General features: G+C 39.5%; 18 protein-coding genes. 3 read left to right on the top strand and 15 right to left on the bottom strand.

Annotation, left to right across the window (positions count from 1 at the left end):
• Positions 1-245: 245 nt before the first annotated feature.
• Entirely contained in the window at positions 246-1667 is a 1422-nt protein-coding gene (locus tag J2S07_RS10840) for a stalk domain-containing protein (protein WP_307150418.1), read from the bottom strand.
• 146 nt (positions 1668-1813) lie between these two features.
• Here J2S07_RS10840 and J2S07_RS10835 point away from each other — a divergent pair, with 146 nt between their 5' ends.
• Positions 1814-2203 (top strand): DUF7147 family protein, encoded by a 390-nt coding sequence (locus tag J2S07_RS10835; protein ID WP_307150417.1) that lies wholly within the window; start codon positions 1814-1816, stop codon positions 2201-2203.
• A gap of 32 nt (positions 2204-2235) precedes the next feature.
• On the opposite strand, the gene J2S07_RS10830 is transcribed toward J2S07_RS10835, so the two are convergent.
• From J2S07_RS10830 to J2S07_RS10800, 7 genes are all read right to left on the bottom strand, one after another.
• Positions 2236-2511: a YlbG family protein gene (locus J2S07_RS10830; protein ID WP_307150416.1), complete on the bottom strand. Its 276-nt coding sequence runs from the start codon at positions 2509-2511 to the stop codon at positions 2236-2238.
• A gap of 213 nt (positions 2512-2724) precedes the next feature.
• On the bottom strand, positions 2725-3168 hold the full coding sequence (locus J2S07_RS10825; protein WP_307150415.1) for a YlbF/YmcA family competence regulator: 444 nt from the start codon (positions 3166-3168) through the stop codon (positions 2725-2727).
• Between the two features lie 61 nt (positions 3169-3229).
• Positions 3230-3649, bottom strand: coding sequence for a hypothetical protein (locus tag J2S07_RS10820; RefSeq protein ID WP_307150414.1), 420 nt, complete (start codon positions 3647-3649; stop codon positions 3230-3232).
• A 134-nt stretch (positions 3650-3783) separates the two neighbouring features.
• Entirely contained in the window at positions 3784-4026 is a 243-nt protein-coding gene (locus tag J2S07_RS10815) for a YlbE-like family protein (protein ID WP_307150413.1), read from the bottom strand.
• Positions 4027-4031: 5 nt separating this feature from the next.
• Positions 4032-4442, bottom strand: coding sequence for a YlbD family protein (locus J2S07_RS10810; protein WP_307150412.1), 411 nt, complete (start codon positions 4440-4442; stop codon positions 4032-4034).
• Between the two features lie 142 nt (positions 4443-4584).
• Complete coding sequence (locus tag J2S07_RS10805; protein WP_307150524.1) at positions 4585-5556, bottom strand: CAP domain-containing protein; 972 nt, start codon at positions 5554-5556, stop codon at positions 4585-4587.
• 261 nt (positions 5557-5817) lie between these two features.
• The gene (locus J2S07_RS10800; protein WP_307150411.1) at positions 5818-6252 is read right to left on the bottom strand and encodes a CBS domain-containing protein; all 435 of its coding nucleotides are present in this window, start codon (positions 6250-6252) and stop codon (positions 5818-5820) included.
• Between the two features lie 240 nt (positions 6253-6492).
• On the opposite strand from J2S07_RS10800, the gene J2S07_RS10795 reads away from it, so the two are divergent.
• Positions 6493-6852 (top strand): YugN family protein, encoded by a 360-nt coding sequence (locus J2S07_RS10795; protein WP_307150410.1) that lies wholly within the window; start codon positions 6493-6495, stop codon positions 6850-6852.
• A 69-nt stretch (positions 6853-6921) separates the two neighbouring features.
• Here the strand turns inward: J2S07_RS10795 and J2S07_RS10790 are convergent, their stop codons facing one another.
• The 6 genes from J2S07_RS10790 to coxB form a co-directional block, all read right to left on the bottom strand.
• Positions 6922-7389: a DUF420 domain-containing protein gene (locus tag J2S07_RS10790; RefSeq protein WP_307150409.1), complete on the bottom strand. Its 468-nt coding sequence runs from the start codon at positions 7387-7389 to the stop codon at positions 6922-6924.
• A 207-nt stretch (positions 7390-7596) separates the two neighbouring features.
• Entirely contained in the window at positions 7597-8496 is a 900-nt protein-coding gene (gene ctaG / locus J2S07_RS10785; protein WP_307150408.1) for a cytochrome c oxidase assembly factor CtaG, read from the bottom strand.
• Positions 8497-8600: 104 nt separating this feature from the next.
• Positions 8601-8933 (bottom strand): cytochrome c oxidase subunit IVB, encoded by a 333-nt coding sequence (ctaF, locus tag J2S07_RS10780; RefSeq protein ID WP_307150407.1) that lies wholly within the window; start codon positions 8931-8933, stop codon positions 8601-8603.
• Between the two features lie 3 nt (positions 8934-8936).
• The gene (locus tag J2S07_RS10775) at positions 8937-9566 is read right to left on the bottom strand and encodes a cytochrome (ubi)quinol oxidase subunit III (protein WP_307150406.1); all 630 of its coding nucleotides are present in this window, start codon (positions 9564-9566) and stop codon (positions 8937-8939) included.
• A complete protein-coding gene (gene ctaD / locus J2S07_RS10770) occupies positions 9566-11434 on the bottom strand; it encodes a cytochrome c oxidase subunit I (RefSeq protein ID WP_307150405.1) in 1869 nt (622 codons plus the stop codon). Before ctaD ends, J2S07_RS10775 begins: the two co-directional genes overlap by 1 nt.
• A gap of 31 nt (positions 11435-11465) precedes the next feature.
• Complete coding sequence (coxB, locus tag J2S07_RS10765; protein ID WP_307150404.1) at positions 11466-12536, bottom strand: cytochrome c oxidase subunit II; 1071 nt, start codon at positions 12534-12536, stop codon at positions 11466-11468.
• 897 nt (positions 12537-13433) lie between these two features.
• On the opposite strand from coxB, the gene J2S07_RS10760 reads away from it, so the two are divergent.
• A complete protein-coding gene (locus J2S07_RS10760; RefSeq protein ID WP_307150403.1) occupies positions 13434-14411 on the top strand; it encodes a COX15/CtaA family protein in 978 nt (325 codons plus the stop codon).
• A 43-nt stretch (positions 14412-14454) separates the two neighbouring features.
• Here the strand turns inward: J2S07_RS10760 and pyc are convergent, their stop codons facing one another.
• Positions 14455-17895 (bottom strand): pyruvate carboxylase, encoded by a 3441-nt coding sequence (pyc, locus tag J2S07_RS10755; protein ID WP_307150402.1) that lies wholly within the window; start codon positions 17893-17895, stop codon positions 14455-14457.
• Positions 17896-17928 lie beyond the last annotated feature (33 nt).

Raw genomic sequence — 17928 nt, 5'->3', positions numbered from 1 at the left:
TCTCCCTTTGCCTTCTTTCCTTAAAAAAGGAGATGGAAGGACCCTGCAGTGATCTGCAGGGTTTTCTTTTTTATAGGCTGTGTTAATGTTCAGTGTTGATATTAGCCATATGTGCATGGTGTGAACGGGTTTTGCTCGGCACGAGCAACGTAGTGAACCCATGCACATATGGCGGTATCAAGAGCAACATTTATATTTAACAGCGCCTTTTTATAAAAAAACCCGTAGGTAGTCCCACGGGCCAGTTAATAATCGAGTGTGAGCTTTATCTCATCCTCCGATTCTTGTATATGGATCTTAAAAATCTTTTTCAGCCAATTGCTCTCTAAGTATACTTTTCCATTAATCAAATGTAAGGGATTCTCGAGCAAGCCATAGTCCTCTTCATTATAAATAAAGATGTTTTGATTCACAAAAAAGCGGTATGTATTATTCCCCTTATTCAAAAGGATCGTCTCATTATCCGCCAATGCTTTCACCTCAAAGCCTAATGCCTCAAGGGTTTCGATAAAAGGATAATACTTTTTGCCTTTAACTAACAATAACTCAAGATCCTTTTGTGGCTTATCCTGAATGAAGATCTTTCTTCTATCCGTATAATAAAGTGGAATGAGTCTCGTTTCTTCATTCTTATTTAAAGTGAAATATTGAGTCGATTTGCCCGCAATGGAACCTAGAAGTTCATCCAAGCTTTCGGGTGTTAGTGTATTTTCCTTTAAAACTAAATCCATAAATGATGAAAGCTCTTCTTCCGTATGCTTTTCTCTCAAATCCGCCAAAAATTCTACTCCTTTAGGAACCTTGCTCTCCTGCCCAGTCAATAACGATGTTAGAACATCCATTAACCATCGTTCTTCTAACGGCAAATTCTTCGCTTTCTCCAGAAAATAATTATAAACTATTTTCCGCTCCAAAAGCTCCGTTTCAATTGTAGGCTTGGCAATCATCAGCGCGTTGCCATTCGTTTCGGCAAAGGACTCTGTAAGAATAATGGATAATCCTTTGAAATTGGCTAGTTTTTTTAGCGACCCAAAGGAAAGGCTTTTCTTATCAATGGGATTCACAGAATAAAACTGAATACCCTGTTCGCCCTGGATATGCTCCATAGCCTGTGGCTGCCAATACAATGAAGCATTATTTATATTCCCTTCAAAAAAATAATAATCGATTAAATCAAGTTTTTTATGGCCTTTTAAAGGCAGTCCTGCCACCCACGTTCCCTCTCTTCTCGAGGAATCTACCACTTCAATCGATGTTTTCTTCATTTCTACATCTGGAAGAATGCCATTCCAGTTATTTAATAGAAAAGGAGACTGAGAGAGTTCAATATTGTATTGTAAGGTTATGGAATGGTTATCAGGCAAGAATGATGACGGATTGTCATCAATCGAATCACAAGGGTTATCATCTGCTTTGACACACTTCCATTCGGAAATCGTATCTGGCATACTAATCCGATATTCCTTGTCAGACTTCAATCCAGTAATCACTTGGGTAATTGATAGGAGATTTCCCTTCGATTTAACCGTTATTTCCTGAATTGCCGTCTCGTTTTCCTCAGCTGTTGCTAAGGTATTATTTTCTGAATAGACATTCCATTGCCAAAAGAGCATACCGCCAATAATTGAATTTAATAGGATAAGCAATGTGAATGAAATCTTCCACATATTGATTCCCCTTAACGCTTTCTTACCATAACAATAACATAAATTAGGTAAATCGTCTCAATAAATTAGACTGAATGATAGAGTTTATCGAGGAAGCATGATAAAGTATTCATGAAATATGATTTAAAAAGGTAGGAGGAAACACCGTGATACAGCGATTTATTGAATTAGGAGAAGGTTATTCAGATATATATGAATTGATTGAGTTAGCCAGAGCAAATCGGGAACGGCTTCTACATTTAATGGCCTTTCATGCAAACGTAAGGAATCGAGATGTGACCTCATTGGTTGTTGTATTAAAGCCAACAACAGAAGGTGATTTTCAAGCTCTTTATATCTGTCGAGAAGGGATCCCAAATCCAAAGGTAATGCCAAATAAGCGCTTCGATTTATTTAAGTCCCTTGCAGACGAGCTGGAAAAGGAAATAATTGAATTAACGGTAAAGTCTTCTGAGCAATTTGCTGAGAAGGAGCTTTATTATCAATATTTAATCGGGATCCTAAGACTGAACCACTATATCTTACCACTTCAATGAATTAAAAAAGGTGGGGCCTTGAGAGCTCCACCTTATATTCCCATACGATAATCATATTCTTTTGCTTTATCGGGTTTAGAATTTTCATATTCTGTTTTTAGAAAGGGCTTAAAGGATGGTTCCACCTTTTTAACAAAAGACAGACTCTGAATTTTCTCCATAATGGTCTCTGTGTCCTCTAAGTCACAATAGAGAACCACATATTTTAATCTCTTGGAAACAAAATGAACATTTCCAAACTTTCTTAGCAGCTTCGCCTGCTTCAAAGAGTAAAGCCATACGATTATTCCTTGACGTTGCCCTAGCATACTCATTTTCCCCTTCAATCACTTAGTTGTTTTTAGTCTAGCAAACAACTCCACATATTTCAATCATCCTTATGCATGTGGTAAAGGTTGAAGGTTGCGGTTGACACACTTTCACTTCGCTGTTGCTCTACAGAACAAGAGCAAAGGCTCGTTCAAGTATGCCAGCCGACAAATTTGTCGCACAAAAAAATTGAGATTTAAGAAACTCGACACCTATGAGCAACCGCAGCTTCCGCCTGAACCACAGCCCCCGCCACAGCTTGAAGAGCTATCGAAAAAAGGATTTCCCGTTGGAACCTTGATATGCTCAGAAACAGATTTTCCAATAATGGTGCTGATCTCGTCTAATAAGGCTTGCAAATCATTTTCAGCCTTTTTGAACTCAGCAACATGTTCATCAAGATCCATTTCTCTTTTTAGTTCACGTATCTTCCTCATCACCTGCTGATAATCAGGATGGTAACGTCCAAACCTCTGAACCTCTTCATAGAGCTCTTTCGCTTCTGTAAAAGCTTTAATCTTACGAAGAGTTTCCTTATTTCTTCTTATATTATTTAAACACGAATAATAATAATCGACGATCTCTGATTGTAGAATCATGCTTGAAAGCTGCTCTGATGTATCCAAGATTTGCATTCTTTCTAACGTAGCAAGCAATGTCGCTCACCTCCGTCCCTATTTTAACACGGATATAGGGAAAAACGAAGTGAGAGAATTCTTAAGGAATGGATACCGTAAATTCTTTTTGCAGATGGTAGGGCTCATTCTTTAAATTTACAACTTCTAGACGTATCTGGTGATTCCCCTCAGGTAAGCCTTTAATAATAAATGCGGCGGTAGTAATTTCCTCCTTTTTCTTTCCATCAACATAAAGGATGATTTTCCCTTGATTCGGGCTATTTTCTCTAAAAGTTATATCCGGCAAAATACATTCGACAAAGACGCGATCTTCTTTAATATGATGCTGAACCATAAATCTGTCCTGGCCCTTCTCCATCAATACTGGTAGATCATCCTCCGCATGGACAGTGGCCATCGGGATCACTTTGAACTGCATTTCCGGCTCAGGGATATCCTTTTTGCATCCAAATAGCATTTGTAAAGCTAACAGGATGGTAATCATATAGGCAATCTTCATCATCTGTCCTCCTATGCTGGTCTGTGAACAAACTTTCCTGGGACGAATAAACATTGTTATTGTTTGTCAACCATGGATATTTTACTCGCTTCAGCAAAACAAAAACAGCTTCCCCTCATAACGAAGAAAGCTGCTTATGTTTGATTACTATTCATTGCTTGAAACATCCCCATCATCATGGAAGCCATTTGGACTCCATTCGAAAATTTTTCGACTTGATGGGGAATGGTCTTTCGATAATAATGCATGGCTGCGATTTGAAAGGTTTCAAACTCATTAGGATTTCTTGAAAGTTTTCTGTACCAAATAGGCTGTTCTCGCAAAAATTTGATGAGATCTGGGTTCGCCCTAATATAGTCCATTACATCTTTCCTCATACTTACTAGTCCTTCCTAAATTGAAAAGGATGCTGGGGCTGATTGGTGGGGTTGGTGCTTTGTGCAGGTGATTGATTTCCTTTTTGAAACTGTGTAATTAGACCTTGAATCGCCCCCAATGCCTGGCTAAGGCTCGCAATATGTCCCTGTAGCTGATTTGCATCCATATTTTTGATCACGTTCATAACCTGAGGAACCCAATCCTTTTTCCCTTCCTCCTTTTCATCCTTTGCTACTGATTTTTCCACGTCAGTAAATTCCTCCCATCGCGCATCTTCTTCCCCAAGTAAATACCATTCCTCAAATAAGTCCTGCCATGTAGTTTTCCCCTCTCGCACTTGCAATACCATTCCTGGATGGTTCTTGACAAATTCTTTGAATTTTTGAACAGAGGGATGAAGTTTTTTTTCAGACATAAAAATCACCTCAGCTATAAAGGCTTGTATATATGACATCTTTTGGTAAGCACGATATATGATTTCAATCTCCTATGGTACGATATGAAAAGGCATCATAATATGTGAAAAATAAAAAAGAACGAATTCCCTCGTTCTTTTTTCATTCTGCCCACTTCTGAATAAAATTTTGAGTATAATGCCGTTTATAAACACCTACACCTAAATGGGTAAATTCACTGTTTAACAGAGTTTCACGATGTCCTTTACTATTTAGCCAACCCTCCATCACTGCTGGAGCATCTGCATAATTAGCAGCGATATTTTCCCCCGCTAACTGATAAAAAACATCTCCAGCTTCTAGTCGATCTGCTAATTCTCCATTTACTTTAGAAGTATGAGAAAAATCATCATTCTCGTACATATCGACGCTATGAGCCAATGCCACCTCGGTCAGTTTCTCATCCCAATCTAATGGTTTTAAATGATGACGAATGCGCATAATATTCGTAATATCTAAAATTTGCTTGGCATTTCCTTCAGAGATCCTTGCTTGCTCATCTTCTCCCGTTGGACTTGGTTCCAACAGCGTGCCAAGATAGACAAGTTCATAGGGTTGAAGCTTCAACAGAGTCTCCGTATCCATAAACCGAATACTTGAGATCGTCCCATCGAATTTATCTACATTAATTTGTGCAAAAAACTCTCCCATAGGGATTAATGGGCGAGAATTCATATCATTCTCTGTCAATTCAAAGCGATAAGAGCTTCCCTCGTATTCAAGATTCACTTCAGGCTCATACGAAATATCAGAGTAAATTTCATCGATTGACTGTCCAATCGAGAACGGTGAAACATCTACGTCAGAACCGATTGCATATAAAGTCACGACTCTCTGATTATGGACACCCACCTGCATGTAATGGGATAAGTCTTGCTTATAAATCCACCAGTCATAACCGTAATCAGATGGATCAATTCGCTCCGGTTGACCAAATTGTTTCACTAGAACCGAAATATCTTTTCCAATCAGTGTTGCCAGCCCTTCCTTCGGTGCCTCCAGTCCTTGCTTGTCATTCTTCGTGTCCTTTGCAAGGGATTCATCCTCCTGAGGTAGATCAGGCTTGTCATTAATGAGGATATTATTCTCAAATGAGAGATTTAAATAGAATACAACAGCTAATACTGCTGCAATTAATAATAGTATCCGAAAAAGTGCTCGCAGAGGCTAACCTCCTCTCTATTAATTATTTCTATTATTCTATGTATTTATATAATTATATTATACCATCTATTATTCCTTTTTTGATTTCCAGAAAAGAAAATTAATTTTTGAAAAGACTCTTTTCTCAAGGCTAGTTGCTTTTCAACGAAGAAAAAGAGAACCAATGGTTCTCTAATGCTGTATTTGGTCATTTTCTGATTCAGAAATTTCAGAAAGGGCTCTTCCAGCTTGGCTATCTGTGAGCTTTCTAACTGCGAAATCTCCAAGCGATACAATTCCCACAAGCTTATCCCCCTCGACAACCGGAAGTCTCCTAATTTGATGCTTTGCCATCAGCTCAGCAGCTTCCTTAGAGTTTGTGTCAGGTGTTATAGTAATCAAGACATCACTCATAATATCCTCGACCTTCGTTGAACCTGGACGTTTTTCAGCTACGCCTCGAACAACGATATCACGGTCGGTGATCATGCCCACTAATTTTTCATCATCTACGATGGGAATCGCCCCAACATTCCATTCCTTCATTTTCACAGCCACTTCATACACATTATCAAGTAATGTACAACATTCTACATCATCGCTCATGATATCTCTAATCTTTTCCACAATACCTCAACCTCCTAAATGCTCTTTCTCAAATTATCTTTTCCTTCTTCTTACAAAATATGAGCCTTTTCAAGATGCCAAGGAAAGAGGATCATTTGTGAAAGAACTGTGTTTTCTTTTAGGTTGTCATTGCAACTTTTTTACTTTTGCACTATTATTAAATTTGGGATTCATTTATTAAAAATTCTACATAATGAGCTGTAAAGTGAGTCATTCGTGTATTGTTTTAGGAGGGATCATATGAAGTTTGAGAGTTATGGATTCGAAAACGTTAAGGCTGACTTAAGAAGACTAGATGATGTGATGGCTGAATATGGCTTAGTTCGTGAAGAGCAATGGGATTATGAACGTGTAGCCTACGATCGCAAATTCGAATTAAAAGAAGGTGTATTCTATCTTCGCATCCTCGGTTATGCCGTTGAGGGAGATGTAGGCGCTAACAGGGCCGTTATCAAGCTTTTAACACCTTTACTTGGAAAGCATTACTATCCTCATGGAGTTGAATACGGCGAGGATGAAGTTTTCCCTAAATCACTAGTTAGTCAATGTGAAAAAATCCTTTCAGAAGTGAAAGCAAAAGTAGATACGTTTGCCGCATAATCCAAATGAAAAAGTGCCTTAAACAGGCACTTTTTTGTATGAAATAAACCGTCTCTTAAGATTATATTTTTAGAATCCCAAAATTGCTTTAATGACAGAGGTTGTCTCTCCTCCGTGATAGAAAACATATAATAGCAAGTAAACAGCTACTCCAGTTATCGCTGTAAAAAACCAAACAAAACTAGTTACCGGACCTATTTTCCGGTGAAAAGCAAAGTTTTTCTTAAAGCCTGAGATTAGGGAAATAATCCCTAGCACCGCTCCAACAGTAGCAAGTGTAATATGAAACACTAAAAAGATCGTATAGTAAATCTTAATATTATCTGGTCCCCCAAAAGCGGTGTTCCCGATAAAAATAGTTCTTGATGCATAGATGACAAAGAAAATTATGGCGAAAATAGCTGCCAATATCATCGTTTTTTGATGCGCTTCCCTCTTACCCTTTCTAATTTGTCCCCAACCAATCGCCACTGTGATGGCACTCAGAATAATGAATGTCGTACTAATTGTCGGTAAAATTGGCAGTGAAAGATTCATAATGTTTTCCTCTCTATTTTCTAATAGTGATATACATCCGTTTTAATTGTAGTTGACTCAAACCCCATTTTCAATCTACAAAGCCGGTATATTCCAAAATGATCTAATTCTGTCATATTTATTTCAAGAAATGTGATATTTTCCATAGTCATACGCAGCCCTCAAAAAAAGCACCCATATCATTCATACCATTGGGTGCTAAAGAATCTATTCATTTAACTGTGGTTCAAGACGATGGAGCTTTTCCACCTCTGTTTCCTCTTGCTCTTTTTGGTACCATTCAAAGAAAACCTGGAATAGTACAACCCCATAAATGATTTCCTGTAAGACCTTCATTAATACGCCACCTAGCTGCTGATCGTGGAGTAAGGACATAGAGTTAAACATTTCAGGGCCACTTAAGCTTAAAGTAGAGAGAATGGTTGGTGATACACAAAGCTCTAGCGATGCTGCCCATGCCGTAGGGTCGGAAAAGGTACTATACATTGGCACATCCGCAAAGATAATCAGTGCACAGGCTGGAGTCAGCAGGATTCCATCCGCAAAAATATACCCAATCTTCTTCAACCCAGTTAACCTTGATTCAACCTGATTCACTAGCGGCCACCACATAATAGTCGCCATCACGAAAAGCACCGACGTGTAAGCTGCATGAAGGAACACATCCGTCTTGATAAAATCAAAAATTAATGGAATATGATAGAAAGAAAACATTCCATTAAAGAAAACTAAGGCAATAATGGGTCTGGTGAGAAATTTAAACAATGGTTTGACAATAGGAAATTGAAGAATCTTTTTCCAAACCCATTGCGGAATTCCAATGATAAACAATTGTGGAATAATAAGGTATAGTACCGCCATTTGAATCATATGAGCATAGAACATTAAATGTCCCATTAAATCAATTGGTGAACCCTTAATGACATACAATAGCACAATTGCGATTGAAAAAATGACCCCTTGTTTTACCGTTAAAGGTGCGGTGTCTTTGAATTTTTCTCGAAACTTCACCGTGAGGAGAAAATAGCCAACGAGAACCCCAACCAATGCCAATAGAAAATATGGACTCCATAATGCATTAAATCCAAACATACTTAACGAAAACATTGACTCTTCACCTCTCTTAGTTGCTGACTTGGAATCAATAATTACGTCCGTCAATTTTTCATGAAAAAGAAAACCGGCCCAAAAAAGCCGATTTTCTATTCCAGTTACCACCAGATAATCGTTAAATAGGCAATGATCATCACAATGGCAAAAAATACACCTGAGAACATGAATAGCATTGGTGCTTCATGTCCTTTATGATTCATATGCATGAAGTAAAAAAGCTGGAAAGCCACTTGCACAGCTGCTAATACAAGGATGAACGGAACCGTAAACCAAGCTGAAAACCCAGCTCCAACAGCGACAAACGCAATAATGGTAAATAAAATCATTAACGCAAATGAGATGACTTGATGTCTCATTTCCTCAGCGTTTTGCTTCCTCCGAAAATCAAGATCTATTTTTGGATTGCTAGTATTCATTTGATTATTTTCCATCGTTTATCCCACCATTCCCATTAGATATACTACTGAGAAGATAAAGACCCATACAACATCAATAAAATGCCAATATAGGCTTGCTACATAAAACTTTGGCGCATTGTATAGATCTAACCCTCTCTTCGCATTACGGATCATAAGCGCTAGGATCCAACCAAGTCCAAAGGTAACGTGAGCTCCGTGAAAACCTACTAATGTATAGAAGGCTGAACCAAATGCACTGCTAGTAAAAGTATGACCGTACTCATGAACATAATGGTTAAATTCATAGATTTCACAGCCTAAGAATGCAAATCCAAGTAGAACAGTGACGCCTAACCATAGCTGCATCTTTTTGAAATCAAAGTTCTTCATATGATACATCGCATATACACTGGTTAACGAGCTAGTTAATAAAATCATGGTCATTAAGAACACAAGTGGGATTTCAAAAAGGTCCTTCGCTAATGCATGGTCCGGACTTGGAACCTTATCCTTTAAAGCAAGGTAAGTGGCAAAGAGAGAAGCAAACAATACTGTCTCTCCGCCAAGGAAGAACCAAAAACCTAGAAATTTATTTTTTGCTTCAAGGGTCTGTCTTTCAGGCGCAGCAGGCCATTGTTCCAATGTCATTTTTTCTTCAGCTTGCATTATGCCTCAACCCCCTTTTTGTCATCATCCTGTAAGTCTTCCTTGTGAATGTGGAAGCCATGGTCATCCTTGAGAGAACGATACAGCATAGAACCGAATGTGATCACAAGTCCGATAATAATAACCGGTAGACCCCAAGCGTAATCTTCACGGTACATAACCCCAAACGCAGCCACGAATAATCCAAGAGAAATCATCACTGGTGTAAAGGAAGAGTTAGGCATATGAATATCCCCTAAAGGCTCTGCAGGAGTCATTCCTTTTCTTCCTTCCATTTTTTCAATCCAGAAAGCATCTAAGCCGCGAACTAACGGAAGCTGCTTAAAGTTATAGAATGGCGGTGGTGATGGAAGTGACCATTCTAGTGTGCGACCGTCACCCCATGGATCGACACCAACCTTTTTGTTCTTAACACTTGTTACAATGACGTTAATGAGTAAAACAATCGTCGCTGCTGCCATAAAGAAGGCACCGACAGTACTTACAAAGTTACCTGTTTCAAGACCTTGACCCTCTAAGAATGTAAAGATTCTTCGCGGCATTCCCCAAAGACCTAAGAAATGCTGGATAAAGAAGGTTAAGTGGAAACCAATAAAGAACAACCAGAATGTAATCTTACCCAATGTTTCATTAAGCATGGTTCCGAACATGAGCGGCCAATAGAAATGAACAGCGGCGAAGATTCCAAATACAACCCCACCAACTATAACGTAGTGGAAGTGCGCTACAACGAAATAGGTATCGTGATATTGATAGTCAGCAGCTGCGGCAGCGACCATGATTCCCGTTACTCCTCCAAGTAAGAAGGAGGGAATAAAGGCAACACCCCAGTGCATTGGCACCGTAAATTTGATACTTCCTCCCCACATCGTGAAGAGCCAGTTAAAGATCTTAATACCCGTTGGTACCGCAATGGCCATTGTTGCTACGGCGAAAATCGCATTGGCAATTGGACCTAGACCAACTGTGAACATATGGTGGGCCCATACCATGAAGCCTAAGAATCCAATTAATACTGTCGCAAAGACCATTGAGGAATATCCGAACAATCTCTTTCTAGAGAAAGTAGGAATAATCTCCGAGAATATTCCGAATGCAGGAAGAATGAGAATATATACTTCCGGGTGACCAAAAATCCAGAAGAAATGCTCCCATATAATCGTATTTCCACCTGCAGCCACATCAAAGAAATTAGCTCCGAACAAGCGGTCAAACATTAATAGAAAAATCCCGATTGTAAGTGGTGGGAATGCGAATAAGATTAATGCCGATGCAATAAATGTTGTCCAAGAGAATAACGGCATACGCATATAGGTCATCCCTGGTGCACGCATATTAATGATCGTTACAAGGAAGTTGATTCCACCCATCAACGTTCCGAAACCAGAAATTTGCAGTCCTAATAAATAGAAATCAATCCCATGTCCTTCTGACGCAAGTGATAGAGAAGCATAAGATGTCCAACCAGCGTCAGGTGCACCGTCCAAAAACCATGATAGGTTTAGAAATAATCCTCCGAAGAAGAACAGCCAGAAGCCAAGTGCATTAACGAATGGAAAAGCTACGTCCCGTGCACCAATTTGGAGCGGCATGACCGCATTCATAAGACCGAGCAAAATTGGCATGGCTGCTAAGAAAATCATTGTCGTACCGTGCATCGTCAGCATTTCATTATAAAATCCTGCGCTGACAAAATTATTATTTGGCACTGCTAACTGAATCCGGATGACCATGGCTTCGATACCGCCAAGAAGGAAAAAGAATCCGCCGGCCATTAAATAAAGCTTCGCAATTTTTTTATGGTCAACCGTTGTTAAATAGTCCCAAAGCGTTGCTCCGAATCCCTTTTTTTGAGCGATCGTACTCACAGTTTTACCTCCCTCTAAAACTAATCCCCTTTTATTTCTCAACCTTCAATCCCATTAAATATGCAGTAAGTGCATCAATTTGATCTGGAGTTAATTTACCATAAGTGCCCGTCATTTTGTTGGCAGGCTTTACAGTTTCAGGGTCATTTAGCCATTTCTTAATGTTTTCTTCATTGTTTTTCAAAATTCCAGCAACGTACTCACGATCCCCAAAATCAGCTAAGTTTGGAGCTCTACGTGCTGCCTCTGGTGTTTCATTCGAAGGTGTAACAGCATGACAGCCGATACAACTCTTAGTAAAAATTTCTTGTCCTTCCTGAGCTAACGCTGTTTCAGGTACGGCCGGCTCTTTCACACCTTGCATGGCAGCAACCCATGCATCAAACTCAGCCTTTGGAAGAGCTTTTACCTTAAAGTCCATTAGGGCATGAGATGGCCCGCATAGCTCTGCACATTTTCCATAAAATACACCGTTAGTATCCTCAGCTGCCTCTGAATCAAACACGAGCCAGAATTTGTTTATGTTATCTGTGTTTGTGTCCATCTTCCCGCCGGCAGCTGGAACCCAGAATGAGTGCTTCACATCAGATGCTTTAAGATTAAAGTACACCTTTTGATCGGTCGGAACCACAAGCTCCTGACTTGTTACAATTTTCTCATTTGGATACTCAAATTCCCACCAGTAGAGATTGGCCCTTACATTGATGACAAGTGCATTCGGGTTTCCGTCCTCATCCTTCTTATCCATTGCGGACACATCTGCTAATCTAAACGTTTCAAGAACCGTTGGAACTGCAAGAATAAGTAGGAGAATAATCGGGATGACTGTCCAAATAATTTCTAACTTATGATTTCCTTCAACTTGTTTCGGAATTTTGTCATCCTTACGTCTGAAACGGAAAAGGACAATAATGAAAATAATCGTTACGACAGCGATTACAATTACCATAATTACTGTGCTCAAAATCATTAGATCATATTGTCTTTTCGCAACCTCTCCAGCAGGGCGAAGAGTTGATAAGTACGGTTTCCCACAACCAGAAAGGAAGAGCGCCATTAACGTAAATAGTGAAAAAAGACGCCATTTTGCTAGCCTTTTCATAGCTTAAACATACCCCTCTTTCATAAGAAAATAATAAATGTTTTATAGATAAATCCCCTTTACTGCTTGTTACGTAAAGAAAAATTCTACCCAAAAAGATAATAGGTGTGACAAAAAACACTGATACATTCATGATAGTCATTTATATTTATGTATATACAGAGTGTCCATTCTTCATTTCATGTACTCTCTTCCACTTTCCTCCTTATTTTCCATCACAAATACTTCAAATAGAAATAAAGCCAACTCTACATACATTTGACCCCTTTCTCCATATTTGCAATCGTTCACAAGGCAAAGAATGTATCAAATTTTTTACGATAATATTTCCACTGTATTTATAGTGTTAATATTAACATATAAAACAGTTTAGTTGATTCCCTTCATCCTTATTAAACCATATTCTTATCGTATTTGTGAACATTTTTTGAATTTTTTTTGACCAAAGTGTGAACTTTTGTATTCCCAGTGTTTTTTGGGTCGTTGTTTTCTTAAAATAACTTCATATTTCCACAGATTCTGTTCTTTTATGTACTTGTCTTATTTCTACAAACATATAGAAACACTAGGCAAATCTGCTCCTGTCCCTCCTTCTTGATGAATCTTTCCATTGGTAAATATGGGAATACAACTCTTATATATTTCTAGCAAACTCCGATCTATTTTGCAACCTTTTTACTATAATAACGGTGATTAATTTATATTCCGTTGTAAAATGAGCTTTTTTTGTGTACTATCATAAAAGTGACTAGTTAAAAGACTCTTTTGCTGTCATTTTCACAAAATATTCGTTATATTGGTAACAAACAGTTGGTCGATTCCTATCACTCATATTATTAAAATCAACATAATTTATGTGACAAAAAAAGAAACTTTCATTGAAGAAGGTGTTTTATAATGAGGCGATCGCTAAAATGGTTTGCAGTACTAACCACGATCGGAATGCTGTTCATCCTTTTAGGGGGAGCACTGGTTACAAAAACTGATTCTGGGATGGGGTGTGGCCGTTCATGGCCGCTTTGTAACGGGGAAATCATTCCAACCGACATCACGGTGGAGTTAGTTATTGAGCTAGCTCATCGAGTGGTTTCAGGTGCTGTAGGTCTATTGGTGCTGATTCTGTCCTATTGGTCATGGAAATCAATTGGATATATACGAGAGACGAAATTTCTATCTCTGCTTTCGATCATATTTTTAGTTTTGCAAGGACTTATTGGTGCTGCAGCTGTCGTTTGGGGCCAATCAGATTTCATCCTGGCGGCGCACTTTGGCATTTCACTTATTTCTTTTGCTGCTGTCTTTCTATTAACTTTATTGATTTTCGAAATTGACAAGAAGTTTGAGGCAGAAAAGCTCGTTCTTGATCCCCAGATGAAGAAGCATATTATTGGAGTAACGATTTATAGTTTTATTGTGGTGTATACAGGAGCACTAGTGAGACATGTGAATGCAAGTCTTGTTTGTCGAGATTGGCCTTTTTGCATTAATGAAGAGCCTGGAATCCCTGTTTCCTTTCATGAATGGGTTCAAATGGGACATCGGTTTGCGGCTGGATTAATTTTCATTTGGATTGGCTACATAACATTTCTTGCCATCAAGAATTATAAACATCAAAAGGTCGTCTATTGGGGTTGGATTGTTTCATTTATCCTTGTTTCTCTACAGGTTGCAGCGGGTGCGTTAGTGGTGATCACGCAATTGAATCTCTATATTGCCTTAGCCCATGCTTTCTTCATTTCATGTTTATTTGGCGTTCTTAGTTACTTTATTCTCCTCACGTCTAGAAGCAAGAAAAATGAAGCCCTGCTTCATGAAAAAATTGAAGGCTCTGAAAAAATAAATATCCAACCAACATTATCAATCAGACCTGAGTAAACGAAAAGGTTGTAGGATTTTCTCCTACAACCTTTTCTTATTGTTACTTTGATAATTCGATTAATAGATCTCCTGTTTGAATCGCTTCTCCATTTGTCACATAAATATCCTTCACGATGCCTGAGAAAGGAGCTTGTACGGTTGTTTCCATCTTCATCGCTTCCGTGATCATGAGATGGTCTCCCCTTTCAACCTTTTCCCCTTTTTCTACAACAACCTTGATGACAGTTCCCGGCATCGTTGCTGCGATATGATGTTCGTTCTTCGGATCGGCTTTCGCCTTTGTAGCAACCGTCGCTTTGATGCTTTCATCCTTCACAACCACTTCACGGGGTTGGCCATTGAGTTCAAAATAGACGACTCGAGTTCCATCAGCCTGTGGCTGACCAACTGAAACAAGCTTAACAATTAACGTCTTACCTGTTTCGATCTCAACTTCGATCTCCTCGCCCAGTCTTAACCCATACAGGAAGGTTGGCGTATCTAACACGGAAACATCACCGAATTTTTCTACTGTAGCTAAGTACTCCTTAAAAACTTTAGGATAAAGAGCATAAGTGATACAATCGAAGCTTGTTACTGGTCTGCCTAAGTCCTTGTAAAGCTCAGCTTGGATCGCTTCAAAATCGACTGGCTCTAGAAGCTCACCTGGACGTACTGTAATCGGATCCTTTCCTTTCAGTATAATCCTTTGAAGTTCTTGAGGAAATCCTCCTGTTGGCTGGCCCAAGTAGCCTTCAAATAATTCTACAACAGAATCTGGAAAATCAAGAGTATTACCGCGCGCCATAATATCCTCTTCAGACAACTCATTTTGCACCATATAAAGAGCCATATCTCCTACTACCTTAGAGGATGGAGTTACTTTAACAATATCGCCAAACATTTGATTCACTCTGGCATACATTTCTTTTACTTCGTCCCATTTTTCACCGAGTCCTACCGCTTTGGCCTGTTGCTGTAAGTTACTATATTGCCCTCCAGGCATTTCATGCTGGTAGATCTCGGTATGAGGAGACATCATGCCACTTTCAAAATCCTGATAGTACTTTCTGACATCCTCCCAATAATGAGAAAGCTTCTCCAAACTGGCAATTTCAATGTTTGGCTTACGCTCTGTACCTTCAAGGGCATAATATAAGGAATTAGCACTTGGCTGTGACGTTAGACCGGCCATCGTACTTAGGGCTACATCGACAATATCCACACCTGCATCAATCGCTCTTGCATAGGTGTATATTCCGTTTCCACTCGTATCATGAGTATGCAGGTGAATAGGAATATTCACTGTTTCCTTAAGTTCTGAAATTAATGTATAAGCAGCCTGTGGCTTCAGAAGCCCTGCCATGTCTTTAATTCCTAGAATATGTGCTCCCTGCTGTTCAAGCTCACGGGCTAAATTCTTATAATAATTAAGATCATATTTGCTTCTAGTCGGATCAGAAATATCTCCCGTATAACAGATGGCGGCCTCGGCAATCTTTCCAGTCTGCCTTACTGCATCAATGGCAACCTCCATCCCTTTGACCCAGTTCAAGCTGTCGAAGATTCGGAAGACATCAATTCCCGCATGGACAGATTTTTCAACAAACTCGCGGATGACATTATCCGGATAATTCTTGTAGCCTACAGCATTTGAAGCCCGGAGCAGCATTTGTAGAAGGACGTTTGGCATCTGTTTTCTAACTGTTAGTAATCTTTCCCACGGATCTTCCTTCAAAAAGCGGTAGGCAACATCAAATGTTGCTCCTCCCCACATCTCAAAGCTGAACATTTCCGGAAGAAGCTTTGCTGTCTGTTCCGCAATATGCTTAATATCAGTCGTTCTTACCCTTGTCGCAAGCAAGGATTGGTGGGCATCCCGGAAGGTAGTATCTGTCAGCAATACCTTTTCCTGCGATTTCACCCATTCAACTAATCCATCCGCTCCTTTTTCATCAAGGATTTGCTTCGTTCCATTTTGGTAAGGAGTCCCTGGCTTTAATTTTGGAATTCTAGGAGTATCGAAAACTGGACGCTTTTTCTTCTCTATTCCAGGAAAGCCGTTCACCGTCACATTTGCAATATAGGTGAGCATCTTTGTTCCACGGTCTTTGCTCACTGGGAATAGGAATAGCTCTGGAGTCTTGTCGATAAATGATGTATCGTACTCTCCTGAACGAAACTTCTTGTGCTTAACTACATTAATCAAGAACGGAATATTCGTCTTAATGCCCCGAATCCGGAATTCTTGAAGATTTCTAACCATTTTGGATACCGCGTGCTCAAATGTTAGGGCATGTGTAGAAAGCTTAACGAGCAGGGAATCATAGTATGGTGTAATGATAGCACCTTGGAACCCATTTCCAGCATCAAGGCGAACACCAAAGCCTCCACCGCTGCGGTAGGCATTAATTCTTCCAGTATCCGGCATAAAGTTATTGAGCGGATCCTCTGTTGTCACACGAGACTGAATCGCATAGCCATGAATTTTGATGTCCTCTTGCTTCGGTATGCCAACCTCATCAGAATGAAGGGAATGACCCTCAGCAATGACGATTTGTGATTGAACAATATCTATGCCTGTGATCATTTCTGTGATCGTATGCTCCACCTGTACACGAGGGTTAACCTCAATGAAATAAAACTCCTCATTTGCCACCAAGAATTCAACTGTGCCCGCATTCAAATAATCGACGTTTTTCATCAGTCTGACTGCTGCTTCACAAATCTTCTCTCGAAGTTCAGTTGAAATAGAAACACATGGAGCAACCTCTACCACCTTTTGATGACGTCGCTGAACAGAGCAATCCCTTTCATAAAGGTGAACAATATTGCCAAATTCATCACCAATGATTTGTACCTCAATATGCTTTGGATTCTCGATGAATCTTTCCACATACACTTCATCATTACCGAATGCCGCTTTTGCCTCTGATTTAGCACGGTCATAGGACTCCTTCACTTCCCCAAGGCTTCTCACAATTCTCATCCCACGGCCACCACCGCCTAAGGAAGCCTTAATGATGATTGGGAATCCATATTTCTCCCCAAATTCCTCCACTTCACCCACATTCTTTACCGGTCCATCACTGCCAGGAATGACTGGAATGTTCGCAAGCTGGGCCTGTGTTCTTGCCTTGACCTTATCCCCAAACATATCAAGATGCTTTGATTTCGGACCTATAAAGATGATTCCTTCTTCTTCACATCTTCTAGCAAAATGGATATTCTCTGACAGGAATCCATATCCAGGGTGGATCGCATCGACATCACTAGCTTTAGCAATTTCTATGATTCCATCAATATCCAAGTAGGCATCGATTGGCTTTTTCCCTTCCCCTACTAAATAAGCTTCATCAGCCTTATAACGATGATAGGAGCCCGAATCTTCTTTTGAGTAAATAGCGACAGTACGAATATTGAGCTCCGTGCACGCTCTAAATACTCGAATGGCAATTTCTCCCCTGTTTGCAACTAATACTTTGTTGATTTTTCTAGCCATATGAAAACACCTCGTCTTTTTAAAAATAGTTTC

The sequence above is a fragment of the Anoxybacillus andreesenii genome, assembly GCF_030813005.1.
Classification (GTDB): Bacteria; Bacillota; Bacilli; order Bacillales; family Cytobacillaceae; genus Robertmurraya; species Robertmurraya andreesenii.
This window is presented reverse-complemented; position numbering and strand designations above follow the sequence as displayed.

What these genes read in the sequence shown, in the direction of transcription:
- J2S07_RS10760 (WP_307150403.1), top strand. Translation starts at nt 13,434, where the DNA reads ATGAGGCGATCGCTAAAATGGTTTGCAGTACTAACCACGATCGGAATG.
- ctaF (WP_307150407.1), bottom strand. Translation starts at nt 8,933, where the DNA reads ATGGAAAATAATCAAATGAATACTAGCAATCCAAAAATAGATCTTGAT.
- J2S07_RS10790 (WP_307150409.1), bottom strand. Translation starts at nt 7,389, where the DNA reads ATGAATCTTTCACTGCCAATTTTACCGACAATTAGTACGACATTCATT.
- coxB (WP_307150404.1), bottom strand. Translation starts at nt 12,536, where the DNA reads ATGAAAAGGCTAGCAAAATGGCGTCTTTTTTCACTATTTACGTTAATG.
- J2S07_RS10795 (WP_307150410.1), top strand. Translation starts at nt 6,493, where the DNA reads ATGAAGTTTGAGAGTTATGGATTCGAAAACGTTAAGGCTGACTTAAGA.
- J2S07_RS10775 (WP_307150406.1), bottom strand. Translation starts at nt 9,566, where the DNA reads ATGCAAGCTGAAGAAAAAATGACATTGGAACAATGGCCTGCTGCGCCT.
- J2S07_RS10830 (WP_307150416.1), bottom strand. Translation starts at nt 2,511, where the DNA reads ATGCTAGGGCAACGTCAAGGAATAATCGTATGGCTTTACTCTTTGAAG.
- ctaG (WP_307150408.1), bottom strand. Translation starts at nt 8,496, where the DNA reads ATGTTTTCGTTAAGTATGTTTGGATTTAATGCATTATGGAGTCCATAT.
- J2S07_RS10815 (WP_307150413.1), bottom strand. Translation starts at nt 4,026, where the DNA reads ATGAGGAAAGATGTAATGGACTATATTAGGGCGAACCCAGATCTCATC.
- J2S07_RS10820 (WP_307150414.1), bottom strand. Translation starts at nt 3,649, where the DNA reads ATGAAGATTGCCTATATGATTACCATCCTGTTAGCTTTACAAATGCTA.
- J2S07_RS10810 (WP_307150412.1), bottom strand. Translation starts at nt 4,442, where the DNA reads ATGTCTGAAAAAAAACTTCATCCCTCTGTTCAAAAATTCAAAGAATTT.
- J2S07_RS10840 (WP_307150418.1), bottom strand. Translation starts at nt 1,667, where the DNA reads ATGTGGAAGATTTCATTCACATTGCTTATCCTATTAAATTCAATTATT.
- pyc (WP_307150402.1), bottom strand. Translation starts at nt 17,895, where the DNA reads ATGGCTAGAAAAATCAACAAAGTATTAGTTGCAAACAGGGGAGAAATT.